The sequence below is a fragment of the Geminocystis sp. genome (assembly GCF_041753295.1).
Lineage (GTDB): Bacteria > Cyanobacteriota > Cyanobacteriia > Cyanobacteriales > Cyanobacteriaceae > Geminocystis.
Window position 1 is genome coordinate 1 of sequence record NZ_JBGSUU010000027.1, and the last position, 11,569, is coordinate 11,569.

13 protein-coding genes are annotated in these 11,569 nt (G+C 32.8%); 3 read left to right on the forward strand and 10 right to left on the reverse strand.

Annotation, left to right across the window (positions count from 1 at the left end):
- Positions 1–125 precede the first annotated feature (125 nt).
- The 10 genes from ACEW8E_RS02035 to ACEW8E_RS02080 form a co-directional block, all read right to left on the reverse strand.
- Entirely contained in the window at positions 126–338 is a 213-nt protein-coding gene (locus ACEW8E_RS02035; RefSeq protein ID WP_373478673.1) for a hypothetical protein, read from the reverse strand.
- 212 nt (positions 339–550) lie between these two features.
- Entirely contained in the window at positions 551–952 is a 402-nt protein-coding gene (gene atpC / locus ACEW8E_RS02040; protein ID WP_373478674.1) for an ATP synthase F1 subunit epsilon, read from the reverse strand.
- 76 nt (positions 953–1,028) lie between these two features.
- On the reverse strand, positions 1,029–2,480 hold the full coding sequence (gene atpD, locus ACEW8E_RS02045) for a F0F1 ATP synthase subunit beta (RefSeq protein WP_373478675.1): 1,452 nt from the start codon (positions 2,478–2,480) through the stop codon (positions 1,029–1,031).
- 165 nt (positions 2,481–2,645) lie between these two features.
- Positions 2,646–3,701 carry an agmatinase family protein gene (locus ACEW8E_RS02050; RefSeq protein ID WP_373478676.1) on the reverse strand — a complete coding sequence of 352 codons (1,056 nt, stop codon included), beginning with the start codon at positions 3,699–3,701 and terminating at the stop codon, positions 2,646–2,648.
- 71 nt (positions 3,702–3,772) lie between these two features.
- Positions 3,773–4,096, reverse strand: a complete 324-nt coding sequence (locus tag ACEW8E_RS02055) for a hypothetical protein (RefSeq protein ID WP_373478677.1) — start codon at positions 4,094–4,096, stop codon at positions 3,773–3,775.
- On the reverse strand, positions 4,059–4,340 hold the full coding sequence (locus ACEW8E_RS02060; protein WP_373478678.1) for a hypothetical protein: 282 nt from the start codon (positions 4,338–4,340) through the stop codon (positions 4,059–4,061). The genes ACEW8E_RS02055 and ACEW8E_RS02060 overlap by 38 nt, the downstream gene beginning before the upstream one ends.
- A gap of 50 nt (positions 4,341–4,390) precedes the next feature.
- Positions 4,391–5,113, reverse strand: a complete 723-nt coding sequence (locus ACEW8E_RS02065) for an ABC transporter ATP-binding protein (protein WP_373478685.1) — start codon at positions 5,111–5,113, stop codon at positions 4,391–4,393.
- 37 nt (positions 5,114–5,150) lie between these two features.
- On the reverse strand, positions 5,151–5,432 hold the full coding sequence (locus ACEW8E_RS02070) for a hypothetical protein (protein WP_373478679.1): 282 nt from the start codon (positions 5,430–5,432) through the stop codon (positions 5,151–5,153).
- A 37-nt stretch (positions 5,433–5,469) separates the two neighbouring features.
- On the reverse strand, positions 5,470–6,342 hold the full coding sequence (locus ACEW8E_RS02075) for a hypothetical protein (RefSeq protein WP_373478680.1): 873 nt from the start codon (positions 6,340–6,342) through the stop codon (positions 5,470–5,472).
- Between the two features lie 163 nt (positions 6,343–6,505).
- Positions 6,506–7,789, reverse strand: coding sequence for a TldD/PmbA family protein (locus ACEW8E_RS02080; protein WP_373478681.1), 1,284 nt, complete (start codon positions 7,787–7,789; stop codon positions 6,506–6,508).
- A gap of 86 nt (positions 7,790–7,875) precedes the next feature.
- Here ACEW8E_RS02080 and ACEW8E_RS02085 point away from each other — a divergent pair, with 86 nt between their 5' ends.
- The 3 genes from ACEW8E_RS02085 to ACEW8E_RS02095 all read left to right on the forward strand — a co-directional run.
- The gene (locus ACEW8E_RS02085; RefSeq protein ID WP_373478682.1) at positions 7,876–9,144 is read left to right on the forward strand and encodes a lipid-A-disaccharide synthase; all 1,269 of its coding nucleotides are present in this window, start codon (positions 7,876–7,878) and stop codon (positions 9,142–9,144) included.
- Positions 9,145–9,536: 392 nt separating this feature from the next.
- Positions 9,537–10,931 (forward strand): 3-isopropylmalate dehydratase large subunit, encoded by a 1,395-nt coding sequence (gene leuC / locus ACEW8E_RS02090; protein ID WP_373478683.1) that lies wholly within the window; start codon positions 9,537–9,539, stop codon positions 10,929–10,931.
- 444 nt (positions 10,932–11,375) lie between these two features.
- Positions 11,376–11,569: DUF4277 domain-containing protein (locus tag ACEW8E_RS02095; protein ID WP_373478684.1), on the forward strand; the 194-nt coding region annotated here is incomplete at its 3' end.

Genomic DNA, 11,569 nt, shown 5'->3' on the forward strand with positions numbered 1-11,569 from the left:
ACACAAGTTACGAGCGATCGCTCGTCGGTTCTGGTACACAGCACGCCTCTGTGATAATTTAAGAGAGTAATAAAGATACGTGCGCGTAGCGTGCCTTCGGCATCACCTTATCTAAAAATCATACTTTAATTCAGCAACGCCGAATTGAGCTTTTTTGCCCATTCAAACTCACTAGCTAACTTTTTGCAAAGACGGCTTAAATCATACTGCCCAACCTTTTCATTATCCATCCAATAACGCACACAAGAATTACGCACAAAACTAGCTGTACGAATCATCTCATCTATTTTTTGGTATTGTGGTTGATTGCCGTATATTTTTGCTTCAATGACTAACATTATTTTATGGTACTTTTATTGCCATAAGATTACTTTAACACAAACTTTTGGATTTATGTGGACTCCCGTTGGTCGAATTTTTTTATTGGTCAGCATTCATCCCGTCACCAAAACGATTCACTTTTTAAGTTTATGGTGAGGGCTTACGGCACGACATTTTTAAGGTAAATTTTAAAAATTTAAAAACCTTGTTAATTGTTAATTGTTAATTATCAACTAGCCGCTTGTAGTCTAGCTTTTGCTTTTTTTAGATTTTGAGTCGCTTTCATTTCTTGACGGCGATCGCCAGTAGCTTTAGCTTGTTCAAGAGCAGTTTGAGCTTGATTTAAGTCGGTTTGAGCTTCTTCTTTATTGATAGACTCACCCAACTGTGCACCATTAACGAGGATTTTGACTTCATTATTTTCAATTTCCGCAAAACCGCCCATAACCACAATAGATTTCCACTCTTTATTGTAGCGTACTCGTAAGACACCAATTTCAAGATTAGTTAATAAAGGAGCATGATCTGTTAAAATTCCCAATTGTCCGCTACCACTAGGTAAAATAACCTCTTGAGCAGTTTCATCCCAGACAATCTTATCGGGTGTAATTATTCTTACGGTTAAAGTCATAATGTGATTGTAAATTTAAGATTTAAAATTTTTTCCTTAATATGGACTTGGTGGGCAATGCCCACCCGATGAATTACTAATTGTTCATTAATTTTTCGCCTTTAGCGATAACTTCATCAATGTTACCAACCATATAAAAAGCCTGTTCAGGTAATTTGTCTAATTCACCAGCAAGAATTTTTTTGAACCCTTTAATGGTGTCTTCTAAAGATACATATTTACCGGGGCTACCAGTGAAAACTTCAGCAACGAAGAAAGGTTGAGACAAGAAACGCTCAATTTTACGAGCACGATCAACTACTAAACGATCTTCTTCAGATAATTCATCTAAACCAAGAATTGCAATAATATCTTGTAACTCTTTATAACGTTGTAAAGTTGATTGTACAGCACGAGCGGTATCGTAATGTTCTTGACCAACAATACTAGGTTGTAGCATGGTGCTAGTAGAATCAAGAGGATCTACCGCAGGATAAATACCTTTAGAAGCTAAACCACGAGATAATACTGTAGTACCATCTAAGTGAGCGAAGGTAGTAGCAGGAGCGGGATCTGTTAAGTCATCCGCAGGTACATAAACCGCTTGGATAGAGGTAATAGAACCTTCTTTGGTGGAAGTAATACGTTCTTGTAAGTCACCAACATCAGTACCGAGAGTGGGCTGATAACCTACCGCAGAGGGCATTCTACCAAGTAATGCGGATACTTCAGAACCAGCTTGAACGAAACGGAAAATGTTATCAATAAACAGTAGTACGTCTTGTTTGTTAACATCACGGAAATATTCCGCCATGGTTAACGCAGATAAACCGACGCGCATTCTTGCTCCGGGAGGCTCGTTCATTTGTCCGTAAACAAGGGCAATTTTCGATTCTTCAGGGTTGTTAGGATTGATTACATTAGATTCAATCATTTCGTTGTAGAGGTCATTACCTTCACGGGTACGTTCACCTACACCACCGAATACTGATACTCCACCGTGTTGAATAGCGATGTTATTGATTAATTCCATCATAATAACGGTTTTACCAACACCAGCACCACCGAATAAACCGATTTTTCCCCCTTGACGATAAGGAGTTAATAAGTCAACAACTTTAATACCAGTTTCAAAAACAGTAGGTTTAGTCTCTAAATCGGTAAAAGCAGGAGCTTTACGGTGAATAGGAGAAGTTTCTTTTGTATCTACAGGTCCTTTATTATCAACAGGTTCGCCTAAAACATTGAAAATACGTCCTAAAGTTGCTTTACCTACAGGTACACTAATAGGGCCGCCTAAGTCCACAATGTCCATACCTCTGACTAAACCATCAGTAGTACTCATTGATACTGCACGGACTTGATTATCACCTAAAAGTTGTTGAACTTCACAGGTAACAGAAACTTTTTGCCCTGCTTCGTTAGTTCCTTCAACACGAATAGCATTGTAAATACGGGGAAGACTGCCGCTAGGAAATTCAGCATCAACCACCGGTCCAATAATTTGAATGATTTTACCGACGTTTGTTTTTTCTTGTACTGCAACCATGCTGATTTATTTTTAATTTACTTTCGTAAATGTTAATTTATAATAAAATTTGCCACTATCAAGATTATCATGGACTGGTTCAATCTGATCCCAAAATAATCATAAGTTCATAAACTTAGGCTATAAAAAATTATTAATTATCCGTCAAGGTATCCTGTTATTTTTTTACAACTCCGAATTAAGAGAGTGAGAAAGGTACATTAAATTAGTCAATTTATATAATAGTCTCGCTCCAATATTTCCATCCCATTGACTTTGATTCGTTTTATCGGGGGCAACTTCACAAATATCAAAACCGATAATTTTTTTACCTGATTTTACTAAAGTTTGCATTAAATAAATAGCCTGATTAAAGTCTAAACCACCTGCTACTGGCGTTCCTGTGTTTGGACAAAATACTTGATTTAAACCATCAATATCAAAGCTAATATAAACTTTTTCTGATAAATTATTGATAATATTTGCACATTGTTTTTGCCATGAAATTCCTTCATAAATATTATTTTTTAACTGCCAATCATCGAATAAAATAATACGATTATCACTATTAATTTTATCCATTTCTTCCTGACATAAATCCCTAATTCCCACTTGTACTAATTTGTCAATATTTGGCAGTTGCATAACGTTATACATTATGGAAGCATGGGAATAAGTAAACCCTTCGTAAGCGTTGCGTAAATCTGCATGAGCATCAATATGTAAAATACTGAATTGTTGATGATGTTCTGTGAGTGCTTTTATGTAACCCAACGGCACACTATGATCACCGCCAATTAAAGCGATAAGTTTTCCTTCGGATAAGTAGTTTTGGCATTGACTATATACCCATTCATTTAACTCTATACTTCTTTCATTTACCATTGCTAACTCTCTAGTAATGGCTTGATCATGAAGATCATTTCCTGATTCTAAGAACTCTATCACAGTTTTGGCGATCGCCCTTGTGGTCTCACTTTTTGCTTTAATAGTGTTATCAATGGGAATGGTAGCGTAACTTTTTTCCCATGCTTGAGGTAAATCGAAATCATACCAATCTAGTTGATAGGAAGCATCGAGGATAGCTTCAGGTCCTTCGGCTGTACCTTCACCATAAGACACGGTAGCATCCCAAGGTACACTAAAAAAAACTATTTTGGCATCTTCTATGGCATGAGGTAAACCAAAAAAACAGTCATTTTTAATACTTATTTGATGGGGATTAAAATTAATATAATTCACTATTATTTTTATTCAATTTCCTTTGTTTTATTTTGTGATAAGATTATGATTTTTAAGTAGATAAATCAACATTATTTTCTCTGTTTAGCCTTTTTATAAGCTGGATTATGTTCGGCAAAACTAATGATTACAACTCTTTTCGGTGCTGGTTTTTCATAAATGCGATAAACTAGGCGATAACTAATATTATTCCAGTCTATTTCTAAAGCTCGATAACCTTTTAATTCACCTTTTAGACTATGATTATTTAAGCCAAAACAATCGTAAGGATCTTCGATAAAAATAGAGTTACAAAAATCTTCAAAATCTTGTCTTAATTCCTTTGGTAATAAAGGTAAATCTTCTTGAATAACAAAGTTATTTAGTTTTACTTGGTATTTTGATTTTGTACCCACGATTTCTTAAATTCTCCAAACTAGATTCTACATCAATTTCATCATCAATCTCCATTACTGTTACCCATTTTGTGGGATCATTTATATCTTTAATACGTTCTATTGCTAATTGTTCTGCATATTTTTTATTACTATTTTCTTGTTCATATTTTACCATTAAAAACTCCACAAAATCTAAGATTTGAGTTTGTTTATCTAAGGGTAAATTGACCATTTTTTGTGTAACTGAATCAATAATATTCATAAGTTAAATACCTCTTTAAAATTCGTTATATTTTCCTCATTTATCAACTGTTAATTATCAATTATTTTACCATCCGCAAAATGAATTATTCTTTTCGCTTCTTCTCCTACATCATGTTCATGGGTAACTAAAATAATGGTCATTTTTTCATCGTTTAAGTTACGAAATATTTGCAAAACTTCTTTCGTTGTTTCTGAATCTAATGCTCCGGTTGGTTCATCTGCTAGTAATATTAAAGGATTATTAACTATAGATCTGGCGATCGCCACCCGTTGTTGTTGTCCACCAGAAAGCTGATTCGGCTTATTATTGAGACGATGAGATAAACCAACTTTAGTTAAGGCAGAAGTTGCTCGTTTTTTTTGTTCACCATCAGACACTCCAGCGTAAATCATGGGTAACATGACGTTTTCTAAAGCCGTTAACTGGGGTAAAAGGTGAAATTGTTGAAAAACGAAGCCTATTTGTAAATTGCGCACAGAGGCTAATTTTTGGCTAGATAAAGAAGCCACATTTTCCCCATTAAGATAATAATTACCAGAAGTTGGGCGATCAAGACAACCTAAAATATTCATCATAGTTGATTTTCCCGAACCTGATGATCCCATAATGGCACAATATTCTCCTGAATTAATGATAAGATTTACCCCAGATAAAGCATGAACTTCTGTCTCACCACTACCATAAGTTTTATAAATATTTTCTAAGGAAATTAAACCTTTAGATACAGAAATTTGTTCATTTTCTATTAATGTTGAATTCATGAAAAATATTATATTATCTATTTTTTAAACTATTAATTATCAATTATCAATTATCAATTGTTAACCATGAACCATATTTATTTTCATAGTAATTTAATATAGATTTTACTTTAATTTCCGTTTCTTTTGTGGACTCATATTCTAACGATAAACCACCCACTTGACTTTGTAAATAATCAAATTCTTGAGAAGTTTGAGGCAATAAATCAGCATTTACCCCCTCAATTTGTCTTAAATGAGACGCTATTTCACGATACATTGCTAAAGGTAATCGATGGCAAGTTAAGTTTATTTTTTTTGTTGATTTATCAGTAATAGTATTAGACAATATTTTCTAAGCCTCTTATTTATAGTCTTTATTTTTATTATAATTTAGCTACTTTATCAGTTTGTTTTTCTCCTATTTTGCGAGTAACTGTTTGTGTAAATTGTTCTAAAATCACTACTCCACTATCATTATTTATACTGCGTAAAACCGTTTCATTATTTTCTCGTAATGCGATAGTAGTCGGATAACCGAAACTAATGGCTTTTACTCTAACTCGAATTCCTGAAGAATTATCAGAAATTAATTCCCCAACGCGCACAGAACGAGTAACATTATCCCAAGGTGTTTTAATCAATGCGACATTTTCACCGTTTAAATTCAAGATACCTGAAACAATAATATTTTGTGCATCATTAGGAGAAGGTAAAGGAGGAGGAGTAGCAATAGAAGATATGTTATTGATATTATTAGGAGAAGGAGACAAGTTAGAGGTTTTTCCTGTCTGACTAACTGTTTTATTAACTATATTTTGAGAATTTTGAGAGTTACTTGCCGTTATATTTTTAGCTAAAGGTTGATTTACAACTCCTTTATTTGCCTTAGTTATTTCTTCTTTAACAACAGAAGGAGGTTTTAAAATAGCATTTTTCTGTGCTTGGGATGATGAAATAGGTTGATTAGAAGTTAATTTTATTACGGCTGGAGGAGTTATAGTATTAAAAGGATCGTTTCTACCTTGTTCAATTTTTCGTAATCTATCGTCAGGATTAGTGGAAGGAATTAAACCGCTTGTGGTATTTGTCTCTGCAATGACGACAGGAGTCGTAGGAGTTTCAGTGGTATTAACAGGAGGTTTTTGGGGAGGAATAGGAGGAATATTTGCCGTATTATCTTCTCCACCGCCGCCGGATGTTGTACAACTTGTTAAGAGAAAAAGGCTTGATATTACTAAAGTAGATAGTTTTTTCATTATCAAATAAAAGTTAAATTAGTTACTCGATCACACTGTGATTATAATAATAGATTGAGAAGATAAAATTACAATGATTTTGTTAAATTTATAGTTGTAGGGAATGGAGATTTAATAATTAGGTAATTTAACTGTCAATCTATAGCTTTATGATAACAAAATTTTATCCTGAAATTAACGAAAGTTCATCTATTACTATAGAAGGAGTATAACAAGAACCGCTCCAAGTGAGATCATTCCCGACAGATTCGACTTTTTCTAAGGCTTGATAAACGTTTCCCGCTAACATTGTGTCTTTGATTCTACCGATAATTTCACCTTTTTTGACACGATAACCTAAATCGATGTTAAAGGAAAAATCCCCCGAAATATCTGCACCTTCTCCTAAAATTTGATCAATAATAATACCATCTTCAATATTTTTAATTAATTTTTCTTGAGATAAATTACCTTTTTCAATGACTAAGTTGATTAAATCAGGAGTGGCATAACTGCCTAAACTTGGGCGAAAACCGTTACCTGTATTGGTTATACTTAATTTCTGTGCGGTTTGTTTATCGGTATAAAAACTATTTAAAATTCCTTCCTTGATTAAATTTAGATATTGAGTTATTGTACCTTCATCATCGAATGGACAATTATAAGGTGGTAAATTCGGTTGTTGGCTTAAACTCAGGCAGGAAGAAACCACTTTTTTCCCTTGAGATTCACACCAAGGGGATGATTTATCAAAAATTCTTTTACCGTTTAAGGCTTCGCTGATGGTTTCCCATAAAGTTGTAACGGCATTAGGAGTAAATAATATGGGTATTTTACCATTATTCACTGATGTATTTTTTTCTGCCCATTGTAATCTTTGTAAAACAGAGTTAATCATTCTATGTAAGTCGATAACATCATGACTATATTCGCCGTCATAAATACCTAAAAAATCATCTTCTGTTACTAATTCAATGCCTAAAGATGCACTATAACTATTATCTGTTTGTAAGCAATATAATCCACGAGAATTAATTAATGTAGTGGTTTCTGTTTCCCATTCTATTTCTACATTTGTGATTACTTCTGGATATTTATCAGTAATAATGGCGATGGCATTTTTTCCTTGAGAAATTAAATTGTTGATATTTGGTTCATCGATAATAGCATTAGGGTAGATTAACTTATTATTATCGTTTAATAGTGGCTCTTCAGGGTCATTAAGTTCGGAAATTGCTAAGGCTTTACTAATCAAATCATCAGGGTTAAAGTCACCATAAGCAACGGCTAATCCTTGACAACCGTTATGCCATAATCTGAGGGCGATGCCCGTAGTCTGTGAGCTTTCAATCTGTTTAAGTCGATTGGCTTCAAAAGAAATTGGACGAGAATGGGATTGAACTTGATATACTTCTACATCAGAAACACCTTTTTTGATGGTTAATTCTAATAATTCTTCTGCCAACATCACTTTAAAATAAAATAAATAACATTATTGATCCTAACCTGAATTAATGATAAATTATCTCTTTTTAATGTTGTAAAGGTATAGTCGTGAATAAATTTGACATAGTAATACTATCTAATGGCCCTGGAGAGATAACCACTTGGGTTTTACCTGTAGTTAAAAAAATTCGGGCAAATTTGTCTATATCTCAAGATAATGTTCGCATTTCGTTAATTTTATCACCTTGTCCTCACGCTACAGGTAATGAAGTTAAAATTGCTAGTCAATGGCAGGAAATTAATCGTATTCAATCAGCAAATAATTTTTTGACTTTTTTATTATTCGGTAAAACACAAGATAATTGGGATTGGTATTCTCAGGGGTTAATTATCTTTTTAGGTGGAGATCAATTTTTTACTTTAGTTATTGCTAAAAGATTAGGTTATCAAAGTTTAATTTATGCTGAATGGGAAGCTCGTTGGTATCGATATATTAATTATTTTGCTGTTATGAATGAGTCTGTTATTGATAAAATACCTATTCAATTTCATAATAAATGTACTGTTGTTGGAGATTTAATGGCAGATATAAACATCATAAATCAAGAGGAAAAAGAAGATAATAAAAATACTTTAAAAATAGGTTTATTACCCGGCTCAAAATCAAGTAAATTAACCCAAGGTGTACCTTTTTTGATGGCGATCGCAGAATTTATTAAGCAAAAAAACTCAAATATAGAATTTATTATACCCGTTGCACCAACCATTGATTCAGAAAATTTAGCAAGTTATGGAGATAAAAAAAATAATCCTTTAATTAGTAAATTAGGAAATGTTACAGGAGAATTAATCAATATAGAAAATCAAGTTTATTTACAAACATCAGGAGGAGTAAATATTAAATTAATTAAAGAATTTCCTTGTTATGAAGAATTAGGGAAATGTGATATTTGTTTAACTACTGTAGGAGCAAATACTGCAAACTTAGGAAGTTTAGGAATACCGATGATTGTTTTACTTCCTATTTATCAATTAGAAGCCATGAAATCATGGGATGGCTTACTAGGAATTTTAGCTAATTTACCTATATTTGGCGATAATTTTGCGAAATTAATTAACTGGATAATGGTACAATATACCGTTAAAAATAAGAAATTATATGCTTGGCCTAATATTTGGGCAAAAAAAGAAATAGTACCAGAATTAATCGGTTATTTAACAGTAGAAGAAGTTAGTAATTTAACCTTAGAATTATTAGAAAATAAGGATAAATTAAAGGAAATAAAAAATAATTTAAAGGAAATAAGAGGTTTATCTGGAGCAAGTTTAAAAATAGCGAAAATAGTCACAAAAATTATCGATAAATGTTCATTTTAGAAGTAAAATAAGATGAGTATAATATTTACATTTAGGAAACATAAAATCATGTATTAATATATAGTTAAATTTTCTAAATTATGTTATTATTTTAAGGATAAATAAATGAAATTTTTATTAAGTTAAAAATTATTATTGGTAAATATTTACCAATGTTCCTCATATTTTAATTAATTAAAATAAAGAAAGAAGGAACAAAAGTAGTTGGGAACTTTACTGAAAACTTTAGTAAAAACTCAATATTGAGGCTTGTAGTGAGCATCGGTAAGATTATCCTTACAGAGCTAGAAATATTTGACTATATTTTTAGTAACTATATAACTTCTATTGCTTAAATAGTCGTCTTTGTGAGGATAATAAGCTAAGACGTATTTTCTATAAATAAAATTAATATGAGTAAAGGAACATTATTTGATAAAGTTTGGGATTTACACACCGTTGGCATATTACCATCAGGGCAAACTCAGCTATTTATTGGTTTACATTTAATTCATGAAGTAACCAGCCCTCAAGCGTTTGCCATGATTCGAGAAAGAAATCTTCAAGTACTCTTTCCTGAAAGAACTGTTGCTACTGTAGATCACATTGTACCCACAGAAAGTCAAGCTCGTCCTTTTGTTGATACTTTAGCGGAGGAGATGATTCAATCCTTAGAAAAAAATACTCAAGAATATAATATTCGATTTTATAACACCAATTCAGGAAATCAAGGAATTGTTCATGTAATCGCCCCCGAACAAGGATTAACTCAACCGGGAATGACCATTGCTTGTGGTGACTCTCATACTTCCACCCATGGTGCTTTTGGGGCGATCGCCTTTGGTATTGGTACATCTCAAGTAAGAGACGTATTAGCATCTCAAACTCTATCTTTATCTAAATTAAAAGTAAGAAAAATAGAGGTAAACGGAGAATTATCCCAAGGTGTTTACGCTAAAGATGTAATTTTGCATCTTATCCGTAAATTAGGGGTAAATGGCGGCGTTGGTTATGCCTATGAATATTCTGGTACAACCTTCGAGCAGATGAATATGGAAGAAAGAATGACAATTTGTAATATGTCTATTGAAGGAGGGGCTCGTTGCGGTTACATCAACCCAGATAAAGTTACTTTCGACTATCTAAAAGACAAAGATTTTGCACCCAAAAAATGGGAAGAAGCGATCTCTTGGTGGGAAAGTATCCGTAGTGATATAGATGCGCAATATGATGATGTCGTTACCTTTAATGCTAGTGATATTGAACCCACCGTAACATGGGGAATTACTCCTAGTCAGGGTATCGGTATTAGTGAATCTTTACCTACTTTAGACGCACTACCCGAAAATGATAAAGAAATTGCCATAGAAGCCTTTTCATATATGCAGTTAAATGCAGGTACTCCTATTAAAGGTACTCCCATTGATGTTTGTTTTATCGGTAGTTGTACTAATGGCAGAATTACCGATTTAAGGGAAGCAGCAAAATTCGCTCAAGGGCATAAAGTAGCTAATCAAGTTAAAGCCTTTGTTGTACCTGGCTCTGAAAGAGTAAAAAAACAAGCTGAAGCCGAAGGTTTACATCAAATATTCCTAAATGCGGGTTTTGAATGGCGCGAACCAGGTTGTTCTATGTGTTTGGCAATGAATCCAGATAAGTTACAAGGAGATCAAATCAGTGCATCATCTTCTAATCGTAACTTTAAAGGTCGTCAAGGTTCTGCCCAAGGACGTACTTTATTGATGAGTCCTGCTATGGTTGTAGCAGCCGCTATTAACGGTAAAGTGTCTGATGTAAGAGAATTATAAATTCTTTCTAATATGGTGGAGGATGACAACTAAAAATATTCTCCACTACCAAAAATCTGTTCACGATCAAACTTCGAAAAATATATTATTAGACATAAACTAATTCCCCATAACTAACTTCTATAGTAGTAACTAATCTGGGTATGGCTTCCACAAACGAAAAACAGGCTTCTAGCCTGTACAATTTTCCTGCCAAAAAAAAGGATATTCTTCTGGAGTTGTGGCTAAATTTGCCTTGACTGGATTTTCTCGAATATATTGCCAAGTGTTCAAACCCACATTCCGCATATTTCAATAGAATACTAAAATAGATACACAAAAAACATTATTTAATAATGTAAACTTACAGATTGTCCTATTACTTTCATCCTAAGAAACAAAAAATTTCTCACAAGATTAGTTAAAATAATTTTGATTATTTAATTATCAGTTTTTTCTTGATAAATGACACAACAAATCACTATCAAAAATTTAGATCATCTTGGATTAATAGCAGGAATTATTGATGAAATTGACATTGAAAATATTGTTAATTCTTTAATTAAAACTGATCAAAGAGAAAAAATTAGTGCGGGTACTATTGTTAAAGCTATTATTCTCAATGGTTTAGGATATTTATCAAAACCATTATATTTATT

What these genes read in the sequence shown, in the direction of transcription:
- ACEW8E_RS02035 (WP_373478673.1), bottom strand. Translation starts at nt 338, where the DNA reads ATGTTAGTCATTGAAGCAAAAATATACGGCAATCAACCACAATACCAA.
- atpC (WP_373478674.1), bottom strand. Translation starts at nt 952, where the DNA reads ATGACTTTAACCGTAAGAATAATTACACCCGATAAGATTGTCTGGGAT.
- atpD (WP_373478675.1), bottom strand. Translation starts at nt 2,480, where the DNA reads ATGGTTGCAGTACAAGAAAAAACAAACGTCGGTAAAATCATTCAAATT.
- ACEW8E_RS02060 (WP_373478678.1), bottom strand. Translation starts at nt 4,340, where the DNA reads ATGAATATTATTGATTCAGTTACACAAAAAATGGTCAATTTACCCTTA.
- ACEW8E_RS02075 (WP_373478680.1), bottom strand. Translation starts at nt 6,342, where the DNA reads ATGAAAAAACTATCTACTTTAGTAATATCAAGCCTTTTTCTCTTAACA.
- ACEW8E_RS02080 (WP_373478681.1), bottom strand. Translation starts at nt 7,789, where the DNA reads ATGTTGGCAGAAGAATTATTAGAATTAACCATCAAAAAAGGTGTTTCT.
- leuC (WP_373478683.1), top strand. Translation starts at nt 9,537, where the DNA reads ATGAGTAAAGGAACATTATTTGATAAAGTTTGGGATTTACACACCGTT.